This window comes from Stenotrophomonas sp. YJH_SMC_10 (assembly GCF_059371555.1).
Genome location: NZ_JCAFUS010000001.1, coordinates 617,802 through 643,734 on the forward strand (window position 1 = coordinate 617,802; position 25,933 = coordinate 643,734).

At 67.5% G+C, this 25,933-nt stretch carries 22 protein-coding genes and 7 tRNA genes; 10 read left to right on the forward strand and 19 right to left on the reverse strand.

Features of this window, described 5'->3' with window-relative positions:
• Positions 1-77 precede the first annotated feature (77 nt).
• Positions 78-163, reverse strand: a tRNA-Leu gene (locus AC5P9C_RS02835).
• Positions 164-293: 130 nt separating this feature from the next.
• Here AC5P9C_RS02835 and AC5P9C_RS02840 point away from each other — a divergent pair.
• Complete coding sequence (locus AC5P9C_RS02840; RefSeq protein WP_049471469.1) at positions 294-674, forward strand: response regulator; 381 nt, start codon at positions 294-296, stop codon at positions 672-674.
• Positions 675-708: 34 nt separating this feature from the next.
• On the opposite strand, the gene AC5P9C_RS02845 is transcribed toward AC5P9C_RS02840, so the two are convergent.
• Positions 709-1,665 carry an SOS response-associated peptidase family protein gene (locus AC5P9C_RS02845; protein WP_343540272.1) on the reverse strand — a complete coding sequence of 319 codons (957 nt, stop codon included), beginning with the start codon at positions 1,663-1,665 and terminating at the stop codon, positions 709-711.
• A gap of 76 nt (positions 1,666-1,741) precedes the next feature.
• Here AC5P9C_RS02845 and AC5P9C_RS02850 point away from each other — a divergent pair, with 76 nt between their 5' ends.
• Positions 1,742-2,158, forward strand: a complete 417-nt coding sequence (locus tag AC5P9C_RS02850) for a GNAT family N-acetyltransferase (protein WP_049471472.1) — start codon at positions 1,742-1,744, stop codon at positions 2,156-2,158.
• Positions 2,159-2,259: 101 nt separating this feature from the next.
• On the opposite strand, the gene AC5P9C_RS02855 is transcribed toward AC5P9C_RS02850, so the two are convergent.
• From AC5P9C_RS02855 to AC5P9C_RS02885, 7 genes are all read right to left on the reverse strand, one after another.
• A tRNA-Glu gene (locus AC5P9C_RS02855) sits at positions 2,260-2,335 on the reverse strand.
• A 47-nt stretch (positions 2,336-2,382) separates the two neighbouring features.
• Positions 2,383-2,458, reverse strand: a tRNA-Ala gene (locus tag AC5P9C_RS02860).
• 46 nt (positions 2,459-2,504) lie between these two features.
• A tRNA-Glu gene (locus AC5P9C_RS02865) sits at positions 2,505-2,580 on the reverse strand.
• A gap of 49 nt (positions 2,581-2,629) precedes the next feature.
• Positions 2,630-2,705: transfer RNA gene (locus AC5P9C_RS02870), tRNA-Ala, on the reverse strand.
• 184 nt (positions 2,706-2,889) lie between these two features.
• A tRNA-Glu gene (locus tag AC5P9C_RS02875) sits at positions 2,890-2,965 on the reverse strand.
• A 54-nt stretch (positions 2,966-3,019) separates the two neighbouring features.
• Positions 3,020-3,095, reverse strand: a tRNA-Ala gene (locus AC5P9C_RS02880).
• Between the two features lie 103 nt (positions 3,096-3,198).
• Entirely contained in the window at positions 3,199-3,597 is a 399-nt protein-coding gene (locus AC5P9C_RS02885) for a heavy metal-responsive transcriptional regulator (RefSeq protein WP_064238767.1), read from the reverse strand.
• 187 nt (positions 3,598-3,784) lie between these two features.
• On the opposite strand from AC5P9C_RS02885, the gene AC5P9C_RS02890 reads away from it, so the two are divergent.
• The 7 genes from AC5P9C_RS02890 to AC5P9C_RS02920 all read left to right on the forward strand — a co-directional run bounded on the left by AC5P9C_RS02890 (position 3,785) and on the right by AC5P9C_RS02920 (position 13,224).
• On the forward strand, positions 3,785-4,852 hold the full coding sequence (locus AC5P9C_RS02890; RefSeq protein WP_343540273.1) for a GlxA family transcriptional regulator: 1,068 nt from the start codon (positions 3,785-3,787) through the stop codon (positions 4,850-4,852).
• Positions 4,853-4,933: 81 nt separating this feature from the next.
• Positions 4,934-5,737 (forward strand): redoxin family protein, encoded by an 804-nt coding sequence (locus AC5P9C_RS02895; RefSeq protein WP_414615269.1) that lies wholly within the window; start codon positions 4,934-4,936, stop codon positions 5,735-5,737.
• Positions 5,738-5,767: 30 nt separating this feature from the next.
• Positions 5,768-6,610, forward strand: a complete 843-nt coding sequence (gene dsbG / locus AC5P9C_RS02900) for a thiol:disulfide interchange protein DsbG (protein ID WP_343540275.1) — start codon at positions 5,768-5,770, stop codon at positions 6,608-6,610.
• Positions 6,611-7,121: 511 nt separating this feature from the next.
• On the forward strand, positions 7,122-8,555 hold the full coding sequence (locus AC5P9C_RS02905; RefSeq protein ID WP_343540276.1) for a DcaP family trimeric outer membrane transporter: 1,434 nt from the start codon (positions 7,122-7,124) through the stop codon (positions 8,553-8,555).
• Between the two features lie 76 nt (positions 8,556-8,631).
• Positions 8,632-9,984 carry an arginine/agmatine antiporter gene (adiC, locus tag AC5P9C_RS02910; RefSeq protein WP_014647526.1) on the forward strand — a complete coding sequence of 451 codons (1,353 nt, stop codon included), beginning with the start codon at positions 8,632-8,634 and terminating at the stop codon, positions 9,982-9,984.
• Between the two features lie 20 nt (positions 9,985-10,004).
• The gene (locus AC5P9C_RS02915) at positions 10,005-12,293 is read left to right on the forward strand and encodes an Orn/Lys/Arg family decarboxylase (RefSeq protein ID WP_049469343.1); all 2,289 of its coding nucleotides are present in this window, start codon (positions 10,005-10,007) and stop codon (positions 12,291-12,293) included.
• 28 nt (positions 12,294-12,321) lie between these two features.
• The gene (locus tag AC5P9C_RS02920) at positions 12,322-13,224 is read left to right on the forward strand and encodes a cation diffusion facilitator family transporter (RefSeq protein ID WP_103281762.1); all 903 of its coding nucleotides are present in this window, start codon (positions 12,322-12,324) and stop codon (positions 13,222-13,224) included.
• Between the two features lie 177 nt (positions 13,225-13,401).
• On the opposite strand, the gene AC5P9C_RS02925 is transcribed toward AC5P9C_RS02920, so the two are convergent.
• The 8 genes from AC5P9C_RS02925 to AC5P9C_RS02960 all read right to left on the reverse strand — a co-directional run bounded on the left by AC5P9C_RS02925 (position 13,402) and on the right by AC5P9C_RS02960 (position 20,717).
• Complete coding sequence (locus tag AC5P9C_RS02925) at positions 13,402-14,115, reverse strand: energy transducer TonB family protein (protein WP_074725378.1); 714 nt, start codon at positions 14,113-14,115, stop codon at positions 13,402-13,404.
• The gene (locus AC5P9C_RS02930; RefSeq protein ID WP_308304150.1) at positions 14,108-14,854 is read right to left on the reverse strand and encodes a ChaN family lipoprotein; all 747 of its coding nucleotides are present in this window, start codon (positions 14,852-14,854) and stop codon (positions 14,108-14,110) included. Before AC5P9C_RS02930 ends, AC5P9C_RS02925 begins: the two co-directional genes overlap by 8 nt.
• A 40-nt stretch (positions 14,855-14,894) precedes the next feature.
• The gene (locus AC5P9C_RS02935; protein ID WP_074725377.1) at positions 14,895-17,366 is read right to left on the reverse strand and encodes a TonB-dependent receptor; all 2,472 of its coding nucleotides are present in this window, start codon (positions 17,364-17,366) and stop codon (positions 14,895-14,897) included.
• A 64-nt stretch (positions 17,367-17,430) separates the two neighbouring features.
• Entirely contained in the window at positions 17,431-18,357 is a 927-nt protein-coding gene (locus tag AC5P9C_RS02940; RefSeq protein WP_074725376.1) for a FecR family protein, read from the reverse strand.
• Positions 18,354-18,863, reverse strand: a complete 510-nt coding sequence (locus tag AC5P9C_RS02945; protein WP_049469331.1) for an RNA polymerase sigma factor — start codon at positions 18,861-18,863, stop codon at positions 18,354-18,356. Before AC5P9C_RS02945 ends, AC5P9C_RS02940 begins: the two co-directional genes overlap by 4 nt.
• Before the next feature lie 161 nt (positions 18,864-19,024).
• A complete protein-coding gene (locus tag AC5P9C_RS02950) occupies positions 19,025-19,249 on the reverse strand; it encodes a hypothetical protein (protein WP_049469329.1) in 225 nt (74 codons plus the stop codon).
• Complete coding sequence (locus AC5P9C_RS02955; protein WP_049469326.1) at positions 19,246-19,947, reverse strand: glutamine amidotransferase; 702 nt, start codon at positions 19,945-19,947, stop codon at positions 19,246-19,248. Before AC5P9C_RS02955 ends, AC5P9C_RS02950 begins: the two co-directional genes overlap by 4 nt.
• Positions 19,944-20,717, reverse strand: a complete 774-nt coding sequence (locus AC5P9C_RS02960) for a YggS family pyridoxal phosphate-dependent enzyme (protein WP_074725375.1) — start codon at positions 20,715-20,717, stop codon at positions 19,944-19,946. Before AC5P9C_RS02960 ends, AC5P9C_RS02955 begins: the two co-directional genes overlap by 4 nt.
• 76 nt (positions 20,718-20,793) lie before the next feature.
• Between AC5P9C_RS02960 and ptsJ the strand changes: the two genes are divergently transcribed.
• Positions 20,794-22,080 carry a MocR-like B6 salvage transcription factor PtsJ gene (ptsJ, locus tag AC5P9C_RS02965; protein WP_074725374.1) on the forward strand — a complete coding sequence of 429 codons (1,287 nt, stop codon included), beginning with the start codon at positions 20,794-20,796 and terminating at the stop codon, positions 22,078-22,080.
• Positions 22,081-22,110: 30 nt separating this feature from the next.
• Here ptsJ and AC5P9C_RS02970 read toward each other — a convergent pair whose 3' ends face one another.
• Together AC5P9C_RS02970 and AC5P9C_RS02975 are read right to left on the reverse strand one after the other, a co-directional pair.
• On the reverse strand, positions 22,111-22,617 hold the full coding sequence (locus AC5P9C_RS02970) for a hypothetical protein (protein WP_049469321.1): 507 nt from the start codon (positions 22,615-22,617) through the stop codon (positions 22,111-22,113).
• Positions 22,618-22,808: 191 nt separating this feature from the next.
• Positions 22,809-25,919, reverse strand: coding sequence for an error-prone DNA polymerase (locus AC5P9C_RS02975; RefSeq protein ID WP_074725373.1), 3,111 nt, complete (start codon positions 25,917-25,919; stop codon positions 22,809-22,811).
• Positions 25,920-25,933: the final 14 nt, after the last annotated feature.

Here is a 25,933-nt window from a genome sequence, read left to right on the forward strand (position 1 = left end):
TGGCATCCTCGTCGGTGCCGGGCGTCCCGGCCCGCAACATGCAAAAGGCCAGGTCGGGGACCTGGCCTTTGATGCAGTGGTGCCGGTGAAAGGACTCGAACCTTCATGGGGTCACCCCCGGCTGATTTTGAGTCAGCTGCGTATACCATTCCGCCACACCGGCAGGCAGCGTGCGAGTGTAACCGAGGTGGGCGGGAGATGCCTAGGGGGATGGCCTATCAGGCCGGTTCCTGTCGGTATCGGCCCCTTGGTGGCTATACTCCCTGTGCAATTGCCACCAGGAGCGGTAGCCGATGACAGTGTTGCAGGACCTGAGGGTGCTGGTGGTCGAGAACGACGAGATGAGCGCGGCCCTCCTGCAGATGCAGCTGGTGCATGCCGGTGCGACCGTGGTCGGGCTCGCAGCGAGTGTGTCCGAAGCCCTGCGGCTGCTGGAACAGAGTGCCCCGGACGTGGCCCTGCTGGACTACCGGCTGGCCCGCAACGAAACGAGCGAGCCTGTCGCCGCGGCGCTTTCGGCGCGTGGCATTCCCTTCGTGCTGGCCACCGGGATGCTGGCCGAACAGCTGCCAGCGCCGATGTTGGCCGGCCTGCTGCTGGTCAAGCCGTACCTGTCGGCCGATCTGTCGCGTGCACTGGCGCGAGCAGTGGGCCGAACCAGCGTCAAGGCCTGAGCCTCCCCCACTGCTGACCGCCAGGGCGTGGCACTCAACCCGCTTCCTCGTACACGTAGCGGATCTCCTCGCGGTCATCCAGGATGCGGTACTGGCGCGCGAGGTCTTCCGGGTCGGGATTGAGCCAGGCGTCCAGGTGTTCCCTGCGGATCGGTACCACGCCACGGTCATGCCCGGCAGCGGCGACATCGCTGGGAGGAGCGTCGGTGATCGTAGCGAATGACAGCAGGTGGCCTTCCGGCCCCTCCCACTCCGCCCAGAGGCAGGCCAGCAGCAGGTCGCGGGGCGGATCGGGACGGAATTCGAGCACCACGTCCTGTTCCTTCTCGCCGGCCTCCAGGCTGCGGCCCGCCATCGCGTGGCGCGGCACGTGCTCGTAGAACGCCTGCACCACGACCACCCCATGGCGCAGTCCGAACGCACCGCGCCAGTAGCCTTCCAGGCTGTCACGCCTCGCGTTGTAGGTGCCGGGGTATAGCACGTCGTTGCGCGCCGGCTTGTCCGGGAGCCGGCATTGGTAGCGCATCGGGCGGATCACGCGCTGGCCGTGCTCGCTGACCATCACCGGCGCGTAGGTGCCGGGGAAAATGCGGTTGTCGCGCGGCAGCAGCTGTACCCGGTGCAGGTCTTCCAGCCGGGCTTGCGCGCGCTCGATGCGGTTGCCGGCCACGCGCAGGTCGTTGCGCGCCTTCTGGGTGGGACGGGTGGCCAGGGCAGCATGGGCGATGGCGCGCCGCTCGCGCTGGCGGGCCAGTTCGGCCTCCAGTGCCTGTTGCTCCTGCGCGTGCCATTGCTGGATCTTCGCCACGATGTCGCGGCCCTGTTCGGTACGTGCCCCGGCGAACCCGTCATCCATCGCCTTCGGGGTCTTGGGCCGTTTCTTGCCCGGATCGTGCGCGTACAGTTCGGCGAACTCTTCCAGCGACAGGATGGCGCCGAACTCGCGCACCAGCTTGGCGTAGTCGGCGCGGATCAGGGCGGAATAGCACATGGGGACTCTGCGGGCGAGGGTCGCAGCGGTTGCGACGTGGATGCGGCAGGATAGCCCGACCCACAGGAGATACCGCATGAACGATTCCGTCACCTGCCTGTTCCGCGACGCGGTGCCCACGGTCGAGGACTACTGCCGGTTGCGTGTGCTTGCAGGCCTCAGTGCCAAGAGCCGGGAAGCGGCAACGCGCGCGCTGCCCAACACGCTGTTCGGCGTGTGCGCGTACCAAGGGTCCGAGCTGGTGGCGATGGGGCGCATCGTGGGAGATGGCGGCTGCCATCTGCAGGTCTGCGACATCGCGGTGCTGCCGCGGTTGCAGGGGCAGGGACTGGGCAAGGAGGTGATGCGGCGCCTGGATGGCTGGATGCAGGCCAATCTGCCGCCATCGGCGTATGTCAGCCTGCTGGCCGACGGCGAGGCACATCGGTTGTATGCGCAGTTCGGGTTTGCGCCGACGGCACCGGCGTCGATCGGAATGTACCGGCGGTTCTGAGCCATGAGCGGGGTGAAGCCATCCACGCATGGCATGGATAGGGCCTTCCCAGGAATCACAGGCAAAGAAAAACCCCGACCAGGGTCGGGGTTTTCAAGAATTGGCGTCCCCACGGGGATTCGAACCCCGGTCGCCACCGTGAAAGGGTGATGTCCTAGGCCTCTAGACGATGGGGACGCACGAAAACTTCAAGTTGTAGATGCTTCGACGGCCTAATGTCGAAGTGGTGGAGCCAAGCGGGATCGAACCGCTGACCTCCTGCATGCCATGCAGGCGCTCTCCCAGCTGAGCTATGGCCCCAGTGAAACTCCGGATGATCTGCCGGGAGCAGAGTCCGTTTTGAAACTGGCGTCCCCACGGGGATTCGAACCCCGGTCGCCACCGTGAAAGGGTGATGTCCTAGGCCTCTAGACGATGGGGACGCACGAAAAACTTCATGTTGTAGAACCTTCGACGGCCTAATGTCGAAAGTGGTGGAGCCAAGCGGGATCGAACCGCTGACCTCCTGCATGCCATGCAGGCGCTCTCCCAGCTGAGCTATGGCCCCGTGTTACCGAGCCGCCTATCATACCTGCGTGTTCACGTTTGTGGAAGTTTTTTTTGAACTTTTTTCGTTCCGGCTCAACCACGGCCACGAGGGCAGGGGAACCGCAACGCCACAACCTGAATGCCGGTAGGCGGTGAACAAAAAAGACCCGGTTATCGGCCGGGTCCTCGTTGTTCGTGATGAGTGGCGTCCCCACGGGGATTCGAACCCCGGTCGCCACCGTGAAAGGGTGATGTCCTAGGCCTCTAGACGATGGGGACGCAATTCTCATCAATGTTCTTTAGCGACCTTTCGACGGCCTAATGCCGAAAGATTGGTGGAGCCAAGCGGGATCGAACCGCTGACCTCCTGCATGCCATGCAGGCGCTCTCCCAGCTGAGCTATGGCCCCACGTCGCTGAGGAGCGAAATAATAGCCTTGCCCCAGGGGGTTGGCAAGCATTTGTTGCACTTTTCTTCACGCGCGGGACGTGGTGGTGGAGGGCCGTCTGCGCTCACGGGGTGTCGTCGCTCAGCGCCGCCAGGATCGGGCATTCATCCAGCGTGCCATGGCCGGGGCAGGCGGCGACCAGCTGCGAGAGCGCAGTGTGCATGCGCTGCAGTTCGGCCATGCGGTGCGCGATGTCCTGCAGCCGGGCCTGTGCCGTGTTGCGCACGCCGCCCATGTCGTGCGGGTGGCCGTCGCTGAGCGCCAGCAGGTCGGCGATTTCTTCCAGGGTGAATCCCAGCGTCTTGGCGCGGCGGATGAAGCGCAGCCTGCGCAGGTCCTGCTCGGTGAAGATGCGGTAGCCCCCGGCCGAGCGGGCCGCCGTGGGCAGCAACTGCTGGCGCTCGTAGTAGCGCACCGTATCGATCGGCACGCCGGCCTGGCGTGCCAGTTGACCAATGTTCATGACGGATTCCTGCGGATGCTGCCGGTCATTCTGAAGCCTTGAGTCTGGTCCAGGGTCAACGCTGCCGACGCTGGCGGCGCATTCAGCGCACTTTGCAACTTTCTTCATAGCCCCGCCGTTGTGGCAGTTCCTACCCTGCGCCTGAACCGGCCGCTGGATGGCCTGCAACGAACCGAGGAGATGGTCTGTGGAAGGATTCAGAAACGAAGGATTCGTCGAGGTCGCGGTGGTCGAGTATCCCGGAGGCGACCCGTCGGCCGCGTCCGTGTTGACTGAAATGGCACATGTTGCCAACCGGCTTGCCCAGCAGCAGCGCCGACCGTTCAAGCGTGTCCTGGTGACCCGCTGGATCGTGCCCGCCAGCCAGACCGGCGTGCACCGGATTGCCGGAGCGGAGATGCTCGAGGCGGACATTCCCGCCGTGATCGCCGTCCCCGGCCAGATCAGCCAAGGGGTCTGCCTGCGCGCCGATGAGGTCCTGCTGGACTGGCTGCGCGCGCACTACGACGGTGGCAGTCTGATGGCGGCGGCCAGCGATGGGGTCAGCATGCTTGCACGCGCGGGCCTGCTGGCCGGGCGCACGGTCAGTGGTCCGGACCTCGGGCAGCATCCGGGCCTGCAGGGGCAGTCGGCAAGCTGGGTGCCCAGCGAGCGTGCGCTCGTTGACGACGGCGACCTGCTGACCGTGGCCGGTCCGCAGGCCTGGCGATTCCTCGGCCTGCGCCTGCTGTACCGGCTGCATGGGCAGGGCGTGGCGAGCGCGGTCGCGCAGCAGCTGGGGATTATCGTGCCCGCGCCCATCCAGCAGGATCTTGAGCGCTTCAGCGCCAACTTTGCCCACGGGGATCGTGACGTATTGAAGGCGCAGCGCTGGCTGCATACCACTGCCGCGCGGGGGGCCACGCTCGGCGCGATCTGCGAGGTGTCCGGACTGGAACCGCGGACGCTGCAACGGCGCTTCCTGAAGGCCACGGGCCTGCGCCCGATCGAGTATTGCCAGCGTCTGCGCATCGCCAAGGCGCAGACGCTGCTGCAGCAGGGCGCGGGTATCGATGAAGTGGCGTGGGGCGTGGGCTATGCCGACCAGAGCGCATTCCGACGCCTGTTCCTGCGCATTGTTGGCATGACGCCGGCCAACTATCGCCGGCTGGTCAGCAACAAGCGGCGTGAGCGGCCGCTGCTGTCATCGGTGGCCGGCAGCCTGCGCGGACTGCAACCGGCGTCCGCCATGCAGATGCCACGCAGTGTTGCCTGAAGCCCGCTGCGGGCGTCGCACTTGCAACCCGGGCGCGACGCTTCGACCATGCAGGCAGTGGCGGATTGGACAGGTGGGCTGATGTCGAGTGTTGGGCCGGTGCCGATGCCGGTGGTGTTGATCCTGATATGCGTGCTGCTGGCCATGGCCGTGGCACACCTGTGGCCGCGACGGAAGAACGGCATGGCAGTGCCATCTGCCGCAAGCATGGTCCTGGACATGTTGCTGGTCGGCCTGCTGTGCGGACGTATCAGCTTCGTGGCCCTGAACTTCGCGCTCTATCGTCAGGCCCCCTGGAGCATCCTGCAGATCGCCGATGGTGGGTATCACCTCCCGGTCGTTCTGGTTGCCGCGCTGGCATGGGGAGCCTGGCGTCTGAAGCCCTGGCGCCCGTTGTGGGTACCGGTGCTGGCGGGCGCGCTGGCGGGTGGGGGGCTGTGGGCGACGGGCAGCCACCTGCTGTCAGCGTGGCAGGAACGGCAGATGCCGCTGCCGGCCGTGCAGGTGGCTGATCTGCAGGGACGTACGGTCGACCTGCAGCAGTTCCGCGGCAAGCCGGTGGTGCTCAATCTCTGGGCCAGCTGGTGTGGCCCGTGCCGGCGCGAGATGCCGGTGCTGGCCTCGGCACAGCAGACCCACACCGACGTGCAGTTCGTGTTCCTCAACCAGGGGGAAAGCCTGGACGAGGTACGGGCTTTCCTTGCCACCGAACGGCTGCGGCTGGACAGCGTGCTGCTGGACGATAGCGCCTCCGCATCAACCGTACTGGGTGTACAGGCCTATCCCTCGACGCTGTTCTTCGACGCCGAGGGACGCCTGCGTGAACTGCACCTTGGCGAACTGACCGCGGCGGGCCTTGAACACAAACTGCGCCGGCTGCGGTAGCCTGCGCGGGCATCTCATTACGGAGTTCCCATGTTGTCGACTTCCCTGCGCATCGCTCCAGCGGTGCTGTTGCTGCCGGTCATGCTGGCATTGGCCGCCTGCAGCCAGGCCCAGACCCCGCCCGGCAAGACAGCGGTGACACCGGCAGCGAGCGCTCCGGCCGCCGCGGCCAAGGGGGACCGGCCCGCAGTGCTGAAAGGCATCGAGAAGCACGGTTTCGAGGTTGTCGCCGAGTTCGATGCGCCGGCTGGCCTGCGTGGCTTCGCCGGAGTGGTGGGTGGACAGCAGCCCGCCGCCGCGTACGTGACTGCCGACGGCAAGCATGTGCTGGTAGGCAGCCTGTTCGATGCCGAGGGCAACGACGTGGCGGCCGAGGCGGTGGAGAAGCTGGTCGCCGCGCCGATGTCGGCCAAGATGTGGGCCAAGCTGGACGCCAGTGCCTGGGTGCGCGACGGCAAGGCCGATGCACCGCGCGTGGTCTATACCTTCAGTGATGCCAACTGTCCGTACTGCCACAAGTTCTGGGAAGCGGCACGGCCGTGGGTCGATGCTGGCAAGGTGCAGCTGCGCCACATCATGGTCGGCGTGATCCGTGAGGACAGTCCGGCCAAGGCTGCTGCCATCCTGTCGGCGCGTGACCCGAGTGCAGCGCTGCTGGAGAACGAGCACCAGTTCGACCGCGGCGGCATCAAGGCGCTGCCGAGCATCAGCCGCGAGATCGCGGGCAAGCTCGATGCCAACCAGGTGCTGATGATCGAGATGGGCTTCCAGGGCACGCCGGGCATCCTGTTCCAGGACGCGCAGGGTCAGGTGCAGCGTCGCGCCGGCCTGCCCCAGGGCACTGACCTGCAGACGGTACTGGGTCCGCGCTGACCGGTGCGCAAAGCGTGATGTAACGCACAGGCCCGCATGGCAGCATGCGGGCCTGTTGTTTACCTGGCGCATGCACGCGCTGCCGCTGCGCACTACCTGTTCGTCGTCACGTCTGAATCGTGACTGACATCAAGCATCGCGCCTTGATTCCAATCAAGGCCAAAAACGACAGTCGGATTAGCCTGTGACGCATGCAATACAGCGTCCACGCGCGAGGGATGCCGCGCCTCTCACGCACTTATCCGGGATCGGCGGCAGAGCCATTCACGACGTTCTCACTCCCTGCTTGTTACCCAGACCGCTGCGGTCGCCACCTCTCTGGCAGCGCGGCCTTGATGGACTCGGCATCGATTCGGGCAGGGCAGTGTCATCGTCCTGTTGCCTGCGACAGGCAGGCTGATCGATGTCGTGGACGCAGTATCCGCATTTCCAGCAACGGCAACGCGTGGTCAGGGTGCTGTGTGCCTGTGCCCCGTCAGCGCATTGCCCGTGTTTGTCCAGGGAGGATGCAATGCGTTTTGCGGTACTGAGTCTGGCCTGCTTGACCGCGTTGGCGATCACGCCCGCCCATGCGCAGCAGGACGCCCGTGAGGATGCGCAGGCGCTGCGCCAGGAAATTGCGGCCATGCGCCAGGCACTGGAAGGCATGCAGCAGCGCCTGGAGCGGCTTGAGCAGCGCGAGGGCTCAGCGCCTGCCTCCGTGGCGCAGGCCCCGACCCCGGCAGCAACGGCGGGCGGCAGCGCCAGCATGCTGCACCCGACCCAGGTGCCGGGGGTGGCGCAACCGGTGCTGCCGCAGCGCGAATCGGTGGCCGATCCCTCAACGGCGGCGTCGCGTCCCGACAGTGCAGCCGGTCCGACCGATCCCGATCTGAAAGGCTTCTTCGCCATTCCTGGCACTGACACGGTGATCCGCATCGGCGGCTACGCCAAGCTCGATGCGATTGCCGATTCGCGCGCCGCCGGTGACGAGGATCAGTTCATTCCTTCGTCGATGCCGGTCGGCGGCAGCCATCGCGATGTCTCCAACTTCAACATCCACGCCAAGCAGACCCGCTTCAGCTTCGAGGCGCGGCGCCCGACCACGCACGGCAACCTGCGCTTCTATCTGGAAAACGACTTCTTCGGCAGCAGCGAGGGATACCAGTTCCGCCTGCGCCATGCCTATGGCCAGCTGGGCAACACCTACGCCGGCTATGGCTATTCCAGCTTCATGGACCCGGACAGCCTGCCCGATACGCTGGACTTCGCCGGCCCCGGCGGCGCCGGCTACCTGCTGGTGGCGGGCATCCACCACAGTTTCACGATGGGCAAGGGCAACACCCTGACTGTGGCAGCCGAAGACCCGCAAACCGAACTTGCCGGTGCCAGTGATTCACGGGTGGCAGTGAACCGGTTGCCCGACGTGACGGTAACCGCGCGCATGGAGCGCGACTGGGGCCACCTGCAGTTCGGTGCGGTGGCGCGCAGCCTGGCCTATGACGGAGAGGGCGAGCGCGACCGGCACATGGCCGGTGGCCTGCAGTTGAGCGGCTCGGCATCGGTGGGCGAACGCGACCTGCTGCTGTTCGGTGCGCTGGGCGGGCGCGGCCTCAGCCGCTATACCGCCGACCTGACCGGCTCGGGACTGGATGCGGTGGTCGGCGCCGACGGCCGGCTCGACGCGCTCGACCTGCACGGTGGCTTCGTCGGCTACACCCATTACTGGTCCGAGCTGTGGCGCTCCAACCTGATCTTTGGCCAGCTGACCCTGGAGCGCAACGCCGCACTCGCCGCTGATGCATTCCGGCAGAGCCGCTACGGCGTGTTCAACCTGATATGGAGCCCGGCGCCGTCCTGGACGATGGGCATGGAACTGCTGTACGGCCGGCTGGAACAGCAGGGCGGCGCACGCGGCGACACGGTCCGGGTGCAGGGCAGCCTGCAATACAACTTCATCAAATAGACGCCAGCGGTCGTACGCCAGCGTAACCGTCCCCACGCCCGGTGCTGCCGGGCTCATGCCAGTACCGGAGATCGTCATGGCAGAAGCAAAGAAAATCGGGGTGGTCGGAGCCACCTTCCTCGTCGCCGGCAACATGATGGGCTCAGGCGTGTTCCTGTTGCCGTCCAGCCTCGCCAAGATCGGTACCGCCTCGATCTGGGGCTGGTTGATCACCACCGCCGGCGCGCTGCTGCTGGCCTTCGTGTTCGCCAAGCTGGGCAAGCTTGCGCCCAAGGCGGGCGGCCCTTACGCCTATGCGCGCGACTGGTTCGGGCCGTACATGGGCTTCCAGACCAATACCATCTACTGGTTCGCCAACTGGATCGGCAACGTCGCCATTCCGATCGCGGCGGTGGGCTATTTCAGCTATTTCTTCCCGATCCTGTCCGAGCCGCTGGTGCGCTGCGTTGCGGTGCTGGTGCTGGTCTGGGCGCTGAGCTTTGCCAACGTGATCGGCCCGGCCTTCGTCAGCCGCGTGCAGACGGTCACCACCAGCTTTGCGTTGGTGCCGATCCTGGGCATCGCCATTTTCGGCTGGTTCTTCTTCGATGCCGACATCTTCAAGGGCGCCTACAACGTGTCTGGCGAGTCGAACTTCGGTGCGATCTCGAGCGCCGCGGCACTGACCCTGTGGGCCTTCATCGGCGTCGAGTCTGCATCGGTGACGGCCGGTGTGGTCGAAAATCCGGAGAAGAACGTCGCCCGCGCGACGCTGGCCGGCGTGTTCCTGGCTGCCATTGCCTACATCGCCAGTTCGTCGGTGATCATGGGCATGGTGCCGAACGCGGAACTGCAGGTGTCCGACGCACCGTTCGCGCTGGCGGCGGCCAAGGCGGTCGGTGGCTGGGGCGGCGCGCTGGTCAGCCTGTGCGCCTTCATCGGCGCCGCCGGCTCGCTGGGTGGCTGGATCCTGCTGACCGCGCAGAGTGCCAAGGCAGCGTCGGATGACGGCCTGTTCCCCAGCATCTTCAGCAAGACCAACAAGGACGACGTGCCGGTCAAGGGCGTGCTGATCGTGGCAGTGCTGATGACCCTGGCGGTGCTGGTGACCTCCACCTCGGAAACCGCGTCGGCCCAGTTCGACGTGATCACGTCGGCGGCCGTGGTGCTGACCCTGCTGCCCTACATCTACTCGTGCGTGGCGTGCTACTTCGTGGTCGAGCGTTCGCACACCCTGGTCCACACCGGTGCGTTCTGGACCCTGACCAGCCTGACCGTCGTGTACTGCCTGTGGGCGATCTACGGCTCGTCGGGAACCATCGTGCAGTACGCCTTCCTGTTCGTGCTGTTCATCACCGTGTTCTATCCCTTCTTCAGCGAGGAGCGCCGCCAGCAGCGGCAGCGCGCCCGCGAGGCCTCGGCCATCAGCGCCGGCGCCCGGCATTCCTGAGTTCGACAAGGAGAATCAACGTGTACTTCAAGTCCCTGGACTACCCGGTCATTGTCATCGACAACGACTACGAGTCGCCGCGCATCGGTGGCATCCTGATCCGTGCGCTGGTGGAAGAGCTGCGCAGCAACGACCAGCGCGTGCTGTGCGGGCTGAACCTGGATGACGCCCGGGCCGGTGCCCGTACCTACGTGGCGGCCTCGGCGGTGCTGATCTCGATCGATGGCAGCGAAGAGGTGGATGGCGAGTTCCAGCGCCTGACCGCCTTCCTGCGCGAGCAGAGCGCGCGCCGTGCCAATCTGCCGGTGTTCCTGTACGGCGAGCGCCGCACCATCGAGAAGGTGCCGAGCAAGCTGCTCAAGTACATCCACGGTTTCATCTTCCTGTTCGAAGACACCAAGAGCTTCATCTCGCGGCAGGTGATGCGCGCGGCCGAAGACTACATGAAGAACCTGCTGCCGCCGTTCTTCAAGGCGCTGATCCACCATGCAGCCGAGTCGAACTACTCCTGGCACACGCCGGGCCACGCAGGTGGCGTGGCGTTCACCAAGTCACCGGTCGGCCGTGCATTCCATCAGTTCTACGGGGAAAACACCCTGCGCAGCGATCTGTCGATCTCGGTGCCCGAGCTCGGCTCACTGCTGGATCACACCGGCCCGATCAAGGACGCCGAGGAAGAGGCGGCGCGCAACTTCGGCGCCGACCACACCTTCTTCGTCACCAACGGCACGTCCACCGCCAACAAGATCGTCTGGCATGGCACGGTGGCGCGCGGCGATGTGGTGTTCGTCGATCGCAACTGCCACAAGTCGCTGCTGCATGCGCTGATCATGACCGGCGCAGTACCGGTGTACTTCACCCCCAGCCGCAATGCGCACGGCATCATCGGGCCGATCAGCCTGGACCAGTTCACGCCGGAATCGCTGCAGCAGCGCATCGCCGCCAATCCGCTGGCCAGCAAGGCCTATCAGGCCGGCTCCAAGCCGCGCATCGCGGTGGTGACCAATTCGACCTACGACGGCCTGTGCTACAACGCCGAGAAGATCGCTGACGAGATCGGCAGCGCGGTCGATTTCCTGCACTTCGACGAAGCGTGGTACGCCTACGCTGCGTTCCATCCGTTCTACGAGAACCACTACGGCATGGCCAAGGGCAAGCCGCGCGAGCAGGATGCGATCATCTTCACCACGCATTCGACCCACAAGCTGCTGGCGGCGTTCTCGCAGGCGTCGATGATCCACGTGCGCAATTCCGCCCAGCGCAACCTGGATGCCGAGCGCTTCAACGAGTCGTTCATGATGCACACCTCGACCAGCCCGCACTACGGGGTGATCGCCGCCTGTGACGTGGCATCGAAGATGATGGAAGGCGATGCCGGCCGTTCGCTGGTGCAGGAGATGCATGACGAGGCGATCGCCTTCCGCCGCGCGATGCTGCACGTCCGCGACGACCTGGGCCGCGACGACTGGTGGTTCAGCGTGTGGCAGCCGACCCAGGTCGAGCGCAGCCTGGACAAGGGCGACACGCCGGCGCCGCTGGTGGCCAAGCGCGAGGAGTGGTACCTGCAGCCGGACGCGCACTGGCACGGTTTCGAGAACCTGGTCGACGACTATGTGCTGATCGATCCGATCAAGGTGACCCTGCTGACCCCGGGCCTGGGAATGGACGGCAGCATGGGCAAGCTGGGTATTCCGGCGGCGGTGCTGAGCAAGTTCCTGTGGGGCCGCGGCATCACCGTGGAAAAGACCAACCTGTACTCGGTGCTGTTCCTGTTCTCGATGGGCATCACCAAGGGCAAGTGGAGCACCCTGGTGACGGAGCTGATGGCATTCAAGGAACTCTATGACCGCAATGCACCGCTGAGCCAGGCGCTGCCGACGCTGGCGGCTGATTATCCGGTTGCCTACGCCGGCTGGGGCCTGCGCGATCTGTGTGACGCGCTCCATGCGTTCAACCAGGAATTCGCCGTGGCCAAGGTCATGCGTGAGATGTACGTGGACCTGCCGACCCCGGTGATGACCCCGGCCGATGCCTACAACCACCTGGTGAAGGGGGAGATCGAGCGGGTCGACATCGAGCAGCTCAGCGGCCGCATCGCGGCGACGATGCTGGTGCCGTACCCGCCGGGCATTCCGACCATCATGCCGGGCGAGCGCTTCGGCGACAGCGACGAGCCGATCATCCAGTCGCTGCGCATCGCCCGTGAGCAGAACGCGCGCTTCCCGGGCTTCGAGTCGGACGTGCACGGGCTCATCATCGAGCATGACGGCGATGTGGCCTCGTACAGGGTGGAGGTGCTGAAGGCCTGACCCGCGACGGTCGGCCCTTCGGAGAGCGATGGACACCGCGCGCGAGCAACGCATCCTGAAGTTCTCGATCGGGGTCACCATCGCGGTGAGCGCGGTCGGCTTCAGTGGTGGCCTGCTGGTGGGCTCGCAGGCCATCCTGTTCGATGGCGTCTACAGCCTGGTCGATGTTGCCCTGACCCTGGTGTCGCTGTCGGTACTGCGGCTGGTGGCGCGGGAACAGAGCCCGCGCTTCCAGTACGGCTACTGGCACCTGGAGCCGATGGTCGAGGCACTGGGCGGTGTGATCCTGTCGCTGGCCTGCGTGTATGCGCTGGCCAACGCGGTGATCGGCTTGACCACGGGCGGGCACGAAGTGAAGTTCGGGCCCGCGCTGTGGTGGGCGGCACTGTTGAGTGCCAGCAACCTGGCGATGGCGGCATTCGTCGCGCAGCGCGCGCGTCGGCTGCGCTCGGCGCTGTTGTGGCTGGATGTGCGCGGCTGGCTGCTGGGCGGCCTGATGAGCCTGGCGGTCGTGCTGGCCTTCGTGCTTGCGCTGGCCTTGCATGGGGGCGACTGGCACCACTGGGTGCCGTACCTGGACTCGATGGTACTGGCGTTGATCAGCCTGGCGGTGCTGCCGGTCCCGGCGCGCAGCGCGTGGAAGGCCATGCGCGAGGTACTGCAGGTGGCGCCGGATGACCTGGACCGGCGCGTGCAGCAGGTGATGCAGGCGTTCGTCGCCGAGCGGGGCTATGCCGGCTTCACCAGCCATGTGGCGAAGATGGGGCGGATGCGCTTTGTCGAGATCCACGTATTGGCGGACCCGGCGACGCCATTGGGCGCTGTGGGCGAGGTCGATGCGATGCGCGATGAGATCGCGGTGCGGCTGGACGCGCGTGGCGGTACGTTCTGGCTGACCATCGATTTCACCGCGGACCCGGCGTGGACCTGAACCTGCTTCTGCGGGGCCGGATCCCTGCGCGGCTGCTTTCCGTGTGCAGCAGCCGAGCACGGGCTCGGCTCTAGGCCCTGCCGGGATTGGTGCGCGCGGCGGGCCGCTGTGATGTGGCGCAGGTACGTGACGTCAACCCCGGTTGGGGTCGCAGACGGCCGCGCCGTTCCGCGACGCCTAGCGCAGGTAGTACTCCACCGGCACCACCCGTTCCTGCGGTGCCTTCAGTTCATCGGGAATGGGCGGCAGCGGCTGGGCGCGGCGGAACGTCTGCAACGCGGCCGCGTCGAGCTCCGGCTGGCCACTGGACTGCTCCAGCCGCAATGACAGCAGGCGGCCGGTGCGGTCGATGCTGGCCCTGACCCAGGCCGTTCCCTGCTGGCGGCGCGCGCGCGCGGCGGCAGGGTAGTAGCGGTAGCGCTCCAGCCGCGCCATCAGGCGGGCGTCCCACTGGTCGCTGGCGGCGCCGGCCTGGATGTTCGCCGGTGGTGCGTCCGGGGTGGGCGGCGCGGCCGTGATCGATGCCGGTGCGGGAGGTGTATCGGTCACGGCCGCCGCCGGGGCGGGGGGCAGGGCGTGCTCGCCGGAACCGCCGCGTGCGCTGGCGGTCAACTCTCCCTCGCGCGCGGTGGTGGGCTTCGGTGGCGGGGGCGACCTGGTTGCCCGCGACGCGCGCGCCTGCTGCGCCTGGCTGGGGGTGTCGGCCTGGCGCTCTTCCACCGGCTGGGGCGGCGTAGCCGGTGCCAGCAGGCGCAGGCTGATGCGCACGTCCTGCTCAGCTGGCGGCGGCAGCGGCGGCGTTGCCACCCAGTGCATCAACAGCAGCAAGGGCAACAGGTGCAGGCCGATGCTGATGGCAATCGCCTGCCAGTGTTGGCGCCGTTCACTCATCGCCCAGCACCCACAGCAGGTCGGCGTCGGCCGCATCGACGGTTTCACCGGGTGAAGCCAGCGCGATCACCAGTGCCGGTGCGTCCGGTGGCAGGTAGCCCGGCACGCCGGTACCGCGCAGTACATGCCAGCGGCCGGCCACCAGCAGCGCGGGTGCAGGGGCTGCGGCCAGTACCTGTGCCATGCGGATGTCGCGGGCCTGTTGCACGGCCAGCATTCCTTCCAGCATCGGCGCTGCGCCTGCGTGCTGGGCCAGCACCACGACCGACAGGCGTTGCCGGGCGGTGGGCATCGGGAACCGCACCGAGGCGTTGGAGGCGAGCCACGCATTGACCTCGGCACGCGACAGGTTGCCGCCGAACAGGGGGATGCCGGCCGCGGTGGCGTCCTGTACCAGCCCGCCATAGGCAGCCCACGGCCAGCGTGCATCCCAGTCCAGAAGTTCCTGCAGGCGCGTGCCGTCGGCACGATTGCCCTTGGCCAGCCAGCGTTGCACGCGGTCCAGGCGCGGCTGGCGCTCGCTGGCGATCATCTCCAGCACCAGCGCGCCGTGTGGACGCTGCTGTTGCAGCGCCTGCAGCAGCCAGCGCTGGGCAGCGTGGTCAGTGGCCTGGTCGTGGCGTTCGCCCAGCAGCAGTCGCGGTGCATTCGCTGCGCGCTTCACGAACGCGGCTTCGTCCAGGCGCTGGCCACTGGCCAGATCGATCACCGTGCCGGGCAGTGGCTGCGCGCGCACCAGTGCGGCAAGCGCGAGCAGGCACAGCGGCAGCCAGCGGCGGCTAGAACGCCACGTTGAGGCCCATCGAGACGGTGCGGCCGCGACCGTTGCCGCGGTCCAGGATCGGGCTGAAGATGCTGTCGATCGAGGCATTGTTGTCATAGGACTTGTTCTGCAGGTTTTCGATGTTCAGCCACAGCGTGGTGTTGGGCTGGGGCTTGAAGCTGGCGTAGAAGTCGAGCAACACGCCGGTGCCGCCGGTCTTGCGGGTCTGGAAGAAGTCATGGCCTTCCTCGGTGGGCCCGGAGTATTCGGCGCGCAGGCCGGCCTGCACGCGCTGCTGCCACCAGCGGCCGCCCACGTCCAGCGTCCAGTAGCGGTCGGGCAGGGCGGTGATGTCTTCCAGGTTGACGAATTCGATGGCGGGCGCGCGGGTGTGCGAACGGGTCCAGCTCAGCGTGGCGTGGTAGTGCGCGCTGGCGTAGTGCGCTTCCAGCTCGATACCGCGCATGCGCACCACGCCCGGGTGGTTCATCCAGCGCGTGGTGGTGCTGAAGTCGTCCACGTCCAGCGCATCGGTCCAGGCAGCGAGCTGCGGATCGCTGTCGATCGGCACCACGAATGGCTCCACCTCCGGCGGGTGCACGATCAGCAGGTACTGCGGCTTGATGTAGTCACGGATGCGGTTGTCGAAGCGGGTGACGCGCAGCTGCGCCAGGTCACCGTCGGTCAGCAGCGAGGAGGCGCTGAGGTTGGCGCCGAACTGCAGATTGCGCGAGCGCTCACGGCGCAGGAACGGGTTGGCGCCGACGCCATCGGCATCGCTCATGCCTTCCAGAGGAATCTTCTCGAAGAACATCTCCTGCACCCGCGGCGGGCGGGAAGTGCGCGAGACTTCAGCGAACAGTTGCAGCCAGTCGGTGGCCTGCCACGCTGCCGCCAGGCTGGGGCTGAGTGCGCGCTGGGTGCGGCGCACATCGATGCCGCCGCCGTTGATCTCGGCGCACTGGCCGGGCACATCCGAGCACAAGGGAACGTGACCACGGATGCCATAGCGATCCTGGCGCAGGCCTGCGGTCAGCGCGTAGACCTCGTACTGCAGCTCCAGCGTGCTGAACACACTGTCCAGCTGGCTGCGGCCCTCGGGGTTGGCCCCGCGCAGGGTGGGGGTGTCGGCCACATAGATATCCGACTGGTGCTTGATGCCGGTGTTCCAGCGCGCCTGCAGTGCGCCGACATCGAAGCGGCTGGTGTTGTCCAGGGTCCAGCTGCTCAGGCTGCTGTGGGTGCGGCGGCCGATGTAGCTGGAATCCTCCACGGGCGGATAGAACAGCCGGGTCTTGTTGCCGGCGAAGGTCGCGCGCAGGTCGATCCAAGGCGAATAGGGCGTGTAGTGGTAGCGGGCGCGCTGGTTGTGTGCGGAAATCTGCCACGGGTAGTTGTGGTAGAAGTCGTTTTCGTAACGCATGTGGCTCAGGTCGAGCCGGTGCTGGTCGCTCGGCTGCAGGCGGGCCTTGAGCAGCCAGCTGCCGGGCTGCTGGCTGCCCGGGTCGGCGGTGTTCTTCTGCCCGCGCGCGGTGGCGTATTCGCTGCTGCGGCTGCTGCTGGCAGCGGCCAGCAGGCCGAACTGGCGGTCGCCGCCATCCTCGCTGTGGCGCCAGGCACCGGCAAAGGTACGGCCATTGCCGTAGCCGTTGTTGCCATGGCGGTAGCCCGCGCGCAGGCCCCAGTCACGACCTTCGCCCAGCAGATCGTCGATGTCGAGCGTGCGGAAATTGGCACTGCCGGCCAGCGTGCCGGCGCCATCACCACCGGCGACTGCGCCGCGCTGCACGTCCACGCCGGCCAGCAGGAACGGATCGACATAGGCGAACGGCCCGCCCGAGCCGTGGCCCGCATTGTTGCGGAAGGTCTGGGTGACGCCATCGATCATGGTGTTGACCCGCCCCGCACCGGTCATGCCGCGGATGTTGACCTGCAGGCCGGGCTGGCTGCGCGAGTGGAAGCTGTGGGTGCCGGGCATCGAGCGCAGCAGGCTGTTGCCGTCCTGGCGTTCGGCCATCGCCACGCGCTCGCTGCCGACCGCTGGCGCAAAGCCATCGCGGGTGGCCGGCACATACTGGCTGGCCCCTGCACCGGGAGAATGACCCTGCGCGGCATCACCCTGGACGCGGAGCGGGCCGGTTCGACGGCTGCCATCGGCGGGGGGGGCCGGCGCCGGTTCCAGGGTGGCGCGGCGTGCGTCGATGAAGCGCGGGCGCAGGCCGCTGCCGACCAGCAGGCGCGACAGGGCCTGCGTATCGTCGAACCGTCCGCGCAGCGCCGGCGCCATCTGGCCGCCCGGCAATGCCGCGCCGATCACCAGATCGACACCGGTCAGCCGGCTGTAGGCATCCAGCGCACTGGCCAGCGGTTGCGCAGGAAGATCGAAGTGACGCGTGGCGGCCTGCGCGCAGGCGCTGGCAGGCAACAACGGAAGCGGACTGGCGCAGGCCAGTGACAGTGCCAGGACAAGGGGGCGGTGAAACAGCATCGGGGGCTCCAGGGGCTGACGCAGCGCGTCGTCATCCTGGGGAGACGCAGTGGCGGGGCCGATGTCAGGGTGCATCGCGATGTCCCTTGCGTGGCGGCAGCCACACCTGCACGCCCGCGCCCAGGCGGAGCACGCGCACCTGCAGCTGCGTGGCCAGCTGGTCGCGGCTGCGCGCCGCACCGTCGGCGCTGCCGAGCAGGGTGACCGGCTGCTGGCGCAGGTGTGCGCCGAGGATCCAGGTGTGGCCGCCATGCCAGCGATCCAGGTCCCCGGTGACCTCGGCCAAGGGCGTGGAGACCCAGTGCAGGCGGCGTTCGCGCCAGTCCAGGGCACTGGGGCGGGCCGCCAGGGTCCGGATGGGAGCCCGGCCATCGAAGCGCAGCTGTTGCCCTTCGGTGGCCCGCTCGCTGCGGATGCCGCTGTCCACGCGGACGCGATGCTCGGTGACGGTGACCACGCTGTCATTGTCGTGCACGGCAAGGTCGAAGGCCGTGCCGAGCGCGGTGACCGTGCCGTGCGTCGTGTGCACCTGGAACGGGTGTTGCGCATCGGCGGCCACCTTGAACCACGCCTGGCCGTGCTGCAGCTGCAGCTGGCGCCGCTGCGCATCGATGCGCACACGCACTTCACTGCCGGGCGAGAGCAGCACATGTGAACCGTCGGGCAGCACTTCTTCGCGGACCTCGCCCGCGGCCGTGCGCATCACCTGCGCGGCCGGCGGTGCGGCCTGGCGGGTATACAGGCCCAGTGCACAGAGCAGCAGCACCGCGGTGCCGGCCTCGCGCAGGCGCCGGCGCTGCCGCCTGTGCTGGTGCCGCTGCAGGCTGGGCGTCGCATCACCGGCCTGCCAGAGCGCCTGCAGGTGCTGGTACTGCGCGGCGTGGCGCACGTCGGCGTGGTACCACTGATTGAACGCACGCTCGTCGCGGCCGCCTTCATGCCCGTCCAGCCACCAACGCGCGGCCTCGCGCGCGATCGCCTCCTGGCTCATGCGCCGGGGACCTGCTGCAGTGCGACCAGCGCACGCAGCAGATGGCCATGCGCGGTCTGCCGGCTGATGCCGAGCTGGCGGCCGATCTCGGCCAGTGCCATCTGCTCCACCCGTGCCAGCAGGAACACCTGGCGTGAACGAGGGGGAAGGGCGGCAATGACTGCGTCGAGGTGACGCAGCTGTTCGGTATTGAGCAGGCGCTGTACCGGCAATGGCGCAGGATCGGCGATCGCGTGCAGTTGCGCCTCATCCATCGCTTCTTCGCGCCGGCGCTTGCGCTGGCGGTAATGATCGGCGATCAGATTGTGGGCGACGCGGTACAGGTAGGCGCGGCCGTTGGCCAGCAGGCCACTGGCGGCGACGTTGACAACGCGCAGCCAGGTTTCCTGCACGACGTCATCGGCGTCGCAGCGTTGCGGGAGTTTACGGCGGACATGGGCGTGCAGCGGCCGGTAATGGGCCGCGCACAGCTGCGCGACATCCGTCGGTTCGACAGGCGTGGACACGGGGCGGGCGACAACTGGGAAAGGGAACAGCCCGCGGCGGCAAGGGCAGCGGCTGCACCTTACAGCAAAAGAGAATCATTTGCATCAAGCGGTGGTATTTCGCCCGCATCCGCTTGCCGTGCAGAGAGGTGCCGGCCAGCGGCCGGTGCCCCATCGGATCGTCAGAGGTCGCGGTACTGGACCTGCGCCGCCAGCACGCGCAGGCCGTCGGCATTGCTGGACAGGATGCGTTCTTCGCCGACACCTTTCTGCCGTTTCAGCTGGAAGCCCTGGCCGGCAGGCAGCTGCGCGGCGATGGCGTCCATGCGTTGCAGGGCATCGGGGCCGGCGCAGTCGAAGTGGCCCCAGTAGGCGCCATCGCGGTGGATCTGCAATCGGTAGTTCATCGCGGTTGCTCCGGCAGGTCCTGCAGCCAATGGTCGAACATCGCGGTGGCGGCCGCCGCCAGTGGCGCACCATAGCGACGCGACTGCGCACGCAGGTCGTTGGGACTGATGCCGGCCTGGGCCAGTTCCAGGGTGTGGCCGATCAGCCAGCGTTCGAACTGGCGTGCGTCCAGCTCGGGATGGCATTGCAGTGCCAGCGCATGGTTGCCGATGGCGAACGCCTGGTGGCGGCAGGCCGGCGTGCTGGCCAGGCGACGTGCACCGGCCGGGAGTTCGAACGCCTCGCCATGCCAATGCAGCACCGGGATACCCTGCAGGGCCTGCAGCGGCGAGCGCTGGCCGTCATCGGTGAGCAGCAGCGGCGCAAAGCCGATCTCCTTGCCGCCCGTGGCGGTGACGTCGGCACCGAGCGCACGTGCCATCAGCTGCGCGCCGAGGCAGATGCCCAGCGTGGGTCGCTGCTGCTGCAGCCGGCGTTGCAACAGCGCGATGCTGTCGTTGAGAAAGGGATAGAGATCAACGTCGTTGACGCTGATCGGTCCCCCCAGCACCACCAGCAGGTCGGCGGCCTCGGCCGCGTCGAGCGTGTCGATACCGGCCTGCAGCACCTGCAGCTGCCAGCCCTGCGCCAGAAGCAGAGGCTGCAAGGTACCGAGGTCTTCAAAGGCAACGTGTTGCAGGACGACCGCATGCTTCATGCCGGGGCTCCATTGCTGGGCCAATAGAAACTGTCCGGGGTGGCGCGCGCGCCAAAGATGGCCTGGCCGACACGGACCACGGTGGCACCTTCCTCGATGGCGACTTCGAAGTCGCCGGACATGCCCATCGACAGCTGAGACAGGTCGATGCCGGCAGGCGCAGTGCCCTGCAGCTGGTCGCGCAGCTGGCGCAGGCGCACGAAGCAGGCACGCACGCGCTCGACCTCCGGGGTGAAGATGGCCAGCGTCATCAGGCCGCGTACGCGCAGGCGATCGAACGCGGGCAGTTGGTGCACGAAGGCCTCGACCGCGTCGGGCTCCAGTCCGTACTTGCTGGGTTCAGCCGAGGTGTTGACCTGCACGAATACATCCAGCGTACGGTCTTCCAGCTGCAGGCGCTGCTGCAGGGCCTCGGCCACGCGCAGGCTGTCGAGCGCCTGGAACTCGCTGGCGAAGCGCGCCACGTAGCGCGCCTTGTTGGTCTGCAGGTGGCCGATCACCGACCAGTGCACGTCCAGGTCGGCCATTGCCTCGGCCTTGCGCTGTGCTTCCTGCACCTTGTTCTCGCCCAGCATGTGGCAACCGGCGGCCACCGCCATGCGGATGCGTGCCTCATCGACGGTCTTGCTGACCGGCAGCAGGCGCACGCTGGCCGGGTCGCGGCCAACGCGGGCGCAGGCGCTGGCAATGCGCTGGCGCACCGTGACCAGGTTGGCGGCGATCTGTTCAACGGACTGGGCGACGGGCCAGTCGGCAGCGGCAAGGGGCATGCGGGCACCTCCAATGCAGGATGGCCAGGGTCGGATACACTGGCACAGGACAAGAGATAGTTTGGCATAGGACAAAATGAAAATCACCGGGCATAGCGCCGAGTCGATCTTCGACAGCATCCGCGATGGCATCGGCAAGGGCGGCCTGCCGGCCGGCAGTGTGCTGCCGCCGGTGCGCGAGCTGGCCGAACAGTTGGGGGTGAACCGCAACACCGTGGCTGCTGCGTACAAGCGATTGGATGCGGCGGGCCTGGCCAGCACGGCGGGCCGCCGTGGCACCGTGGTGCGCGGACTGCCGCCGGCGATGCCGCGCGAAGGCAGCACGCCGGGGCTGGCGCTGCAGGACCTGGCCGGTGGCAATCCGGATCCGCGCCTGCTGCCGAACCTGCGGCTGGCGTCGACGGCGCCACGGCTGTACGGCGTGGGCACGGTCGACCCGAGGTTGCAGGCGTTGGCACGCGCCTCGCTGGATGCAGACTGCCCCGAGGGGTATGCGCTGGAGCTGACCCATGGCGCGGTCGATGGCATTGAACGCCTGCTGGCGGCGTGGCTGCTGCCGGGAGATCGCATCGCGGTGGAGGATCCATGCTTCCTCGGCAGCCTCAACGTGCTCAACGCTTCGGGCCACGCGCCGTTGCCGGTGGCGGTGGATGCCCATGGCATGCAGGTCGAATCGCTGCGGCAGGCATTGCAGGCCGGCGCACGTGCGGTGCTGCTGACGCCGCGTGCGCACAACCCGACCGGGGCGTGCCTGGATGCGAAGCGGGCACGGGCACTGCGCCAGTTGCTGGCGGCCTACCCGCAGGTGGCGGTGCTGATCGACGATCATTACGCGCTGCTCTCGCAGCAGGCCTACCACTCGGTGTTGCCGCCGGACGGCAGGCGCTGGGCGCTGCTGCGTTCGCTGTCCAAGCCGCTCGGTCCCGACCTGCGGCTGGCCTGGCTGGCCTGTGATGAAGAGACCGCGACGCGGTTGCGGTTGCGGTTGGCGCCAGGCACCGGCTGGGTCAGTCATCTGTTGCAGGATGCGGCCATCACGGTGCTGGCCTCGGCGGCGCAGCGGGCGAAGATCGTCGCCGCCGGAGCGCGTTACCAGCAGCGCCTGCAGTCGCTGCAGGAACTGCTGCGCGCGCGGGGCGTGCCGACGCCGCTGCCGATGGAGGGATTGAACCTGTGGCTGCCGTTGCCGGCCGACAGCCATCCGCAGGTACTGGCGCTGGCCGCACGCGGATGGCATGTGCGCCCGGGTGAAGTTTTCGCGGTGGCTGCGCCGGGGCATGGCCTGCGCATCACCTGCGCGGCGCTGGGTGCGGCGCAGCTGCGGCAGCTGGCCGATGATCTGGCGGCGGTGTGCGGTGTGTAGCGCCGAGCATGGCTCGACGCCAGAAGCAGATCAGGGTGCGGCGTTGGCGTTGGGGCGCACGTAGTAGGACTGGCCGCTGTCATCGATGAACATCAGCTCCGGCGTGCCCTGCCAGGAGGTGAGCATGGCGCCGGTGTTGTTCTGGTGCTTGACCATCAGGCTGGCACCCCGGTCCGGGTTGGCCACCACCTTGAATACCTCGGTGGTGCCGTTGGCATCGTCCAGGGTCAGCACGGCTTCGCCGCCGCGATCGCTGGTGCCATAGCCGCCGCGCTCGGAGCCGTCCGGGCCGAGCAGGATCAGGCCGGACAGGGCCGTGGCGCGCGGCCCCTGGGTCCGGCCGTGGCTGACCGGGTCGGGCACCGGCGCGCCGAGGATCACCCGGGGTTGGCCCGTGCCGTCGTGGATGATCAGCCCGCGTGCTTCGAGGATGCGCTGTGGCGATTGGCTGCGATGCAGGTTCCAGGCGGTCCAGCCGGAAACAAGCAGGGCGAGGGTGGAGACCACCAGTGTGGTCAGCAGCAGCGCACGGGGCATCGGGTGGTCCTTCCTTGGATGTGCCGACGATAGCGGATGCAAAAGGCGATGGGTAGAGTCGACTGTCAGTCGACTGCTGTTCGATCAGATCACGGAGATTCCCGCGCTGGCGCGCGCAAGTCGACTGACAGTCGACTCTACCTCTACCTGCTCGACATCACCCAGTGGCCGTTACGCGGTGATTCCCGGCGTCAATGGAAGTCGCGGCTGTGGCTGCGCAGCCCCTGCAGCAGTTCATCCAGGCAATGCATGCGCTGCACGATGACATGCTGCACGCCATCGACGCGTTCCAGGCGGCCGTCGATCTGCATCAGCTGGGTATCGACCAGTACCCGGTGCTGGCGATCGGCCAGGTGCCGCCAGACCACGGCATTGACCATGCCGGTCTCGTCTTCAAGGGTGAGGAAGGTAACGCCACTGGCGGTCTGCGGGCGCTGGCGCATGCGGACCAGGCCGGCGATGCGCACGCGGCGGCCATGGCCGTGGCCCGCCAGCTGCGCGGCATCCAGGCAGCCGCGGCTGCGCAGCTGCGCGCGCAGGAACGAGATCGGATGGCGGCCGAGGGTGGTGCCGGTGCTGCGGTAATCGGCCTGCATGTCGTCCCAGGCGCTGGGCAGCGGCAGCGGCACGCGCGCTTCAGCAGTGGCGCGGGCCTGGTCGAACAGCGGCAGGCGGTTTTCCACGCCGGAGATGTCCCACCGCGCACGATGGCGATGGCCACTGAGCCCACGCAGCGCACCGGCATCGGCCAGCAGGCCCTGCTGGCGGCGATCCAGTGCGGTGCGCTGGCACAGGTCGCCGACATCCTCGAACGGGCGCCGCGCACGTTCGCGCATGATGGCCTGTACAGCCGCTTCATTGCAGCCGTCGACCAGGCGCAGGCCAAGCCGGATCGCGGCCGCGCCCCTGCTGAAATCCAGGGTGCAGTCCCAGTCGCTGTAGCGCACGTCCACCGGCAGCACGCCGATGCCATGCCGGCGCGCATCCTGCAGCAGCTGGTCGGGACTGTAGAAACCCAGTGGCTGGCTGTTGATCAGGCTGGCGGTGAACGCGGCCGGGTGGTGGCATTTCAGCCAGCAGCTGTTATAGGTCAGCAGGGCGAAGCTGGCGGCGTGGCTTTCCGGGAAGCCGTAATCGCCGAAGCCCTTGATCTGCTCGAACAGGTGCTCACCGTATTCCAGGCTGAAGCCGTTCTCCAACATGCCGGCCAGCAGCTTCTCGCGATGCGGTTCCAGCCCGCCACGGCGTTTCCAGGCCGCCATCGAGCGGCGCAGGGCATCGGCCTGGCCAGGCGTGTAACCGGCTGCTTCGACCGCCAGCTGCATCACCTGTTCCTGGAACAATGGCACGCCCAGCGTGCGTGCGAACACGCGTTCCAGCTGCGGCGGGTAGAGCGGGTTGTCCGGGTCGTTCAATGCGCCCGGTCCCTGTTCGCGCAGGATCCGCCGCCGCTCCAGGTAAGGATGGACCATGTCACCCTGGATCGGGCCGGGGCGCACGATCGCGACTTCGATCACCAGGTCATAGAACGTGCGCGGCTGCATGCGCGGCAGCATCGCCATCTGCGCGCGCGATTCGATCTGGAACACGCCGATGGTATCGGCGGCGCAGATCATGTCGAAGGTCTTTGCATCCTTGGGCGGGATCGCATCCATGCGTCCTTCATGCAGGCCATGCTGTTTCAGCATCGCCAGGCACTTGCGGATGGCGGTGAGCATGCCAAGGGCCAGGCAGTCGACCTTCATCAGGCCGGTGGCATCCAGGTCATCCTTGTCCCACTGGATGACGGTGCGGTCGGCCATCGCCGCGTTTTCCACCGGCACCAGGGTCGACAGCGGATGCTCGGAGATCACGAAACCACCTGGGTGCTGCGACAGGTGGCGTGGAAAATCGATCAGCTCGGCGGTCAACGCCAGCAGGCGCCGCATCAACGGCGTGTCCGGATCGAAGCCACGCTCGCGCAGGGTTTCCGGCAGCGGGATGTTGCCGCCCCAGTGGTCCATCGCCGCGCCCAGTTCGTTGACCTGGTCCATCGGCAGGCCAAGTGCACGGGCGACGTCGCGGATCGCGCTGCGGCCACGGTAGCTGATGGCCACCGCGGTCAGTGCGGCGCGCTCGCGGCCATAGCGCTTGAACACGTACTGCAGCACTTCCTCGCGCCGCTCGTGCTCGAAATCGATGTCGATATCCGGTGGCTCGTCGCGCTCGGCGGAGATGAAGCGCTCGAACAGCAGGTTGCTGCGCGCCGGGTCGATCTCGGTCACGCCCAGCACGAAGCACACCGCCGAGTTGGCCGCCGAGCCGCGGCCCTGGCAGAGGATGTCCTGGCTGCGCGCGAAGCGCACGATGTCCTGCACGGTGAGGAAGTAGGAGGCGTAGTTCTTCTGCTTGATCAACGCCAGTTCGTGTTCGATCTGCTCGCGTTGTTTCGGTTTGATGCCGTCTTTCCAGCGCCACCCGATGCCACGCTCGACCAGCACGCGCAGCCAGCTGTCCGGATCGTGGCCCTCGGGCACCAGCTCGCGCGGGTAGGTGTACTGCAGCTGTTCCAGGGTGAAGTGGCAGCGCTCGGCGATGCGCAGGGTCTCGGCCAGCAGTTCGGGCGGATACAGCTGGGCCAGCGCGGTGCGCGGGCGCAGGTGGCGCTCGCCGTTGGGGAACAGGCGCCAGCCAGCCTCGGCCACGCTGCAGCGGTGGCGGATCGCGGTCAGCGTGTCCTGCAGGGCGCGGCGGCGGCGCACGTGCATGTGCACGTCGCCACTGGCGACCAGCGGCAGGTGGTGGCGTTCGCCGAAGGCCTGCAGCTGCTGCAGGCGGCGTGCGTCGTCGTGTTCGTGGTGCAGCTCCACCGCCAACCACAGCCGATCATTGAAGCCGGCGCGCAGCAGTTCCAGGTCGGTGGCGGCGGGTTGCCGGTCCAGCCACAGGCACAACAGGCCGTCGGGCAGGCCGAGCAGGTCCTCGCGCAGGCAGCGGTACTGGCCCTTGGCTGCGCGCCGTCGGCAGGTGGTGATCAACTGGCAGAGCCCGGCATAGGCGGCCTGGTCGGTGCACAGCAGGGCCAGCTTCGGCCCGTCCTCGACCTGGAATTCGGCACCGACGATCAGCGCCACGCCATGCGTCTTCGCTGCCTGCCAGGCGCGCACGATGCCGGCCAGCGAGCATTCATCGGTGATCGCCAGCGCGCGATAGCCCTGGCCGGCGGCACGCGCGAACAGCTCTTCGGCGATCGAAGCACCGCGCTGGAAACTGAAGGCCGACAGGCAGTGCAGTTCGGCGTAGCCGGGCAGTTCGCTGTGCATGGCGCTGTGCATGG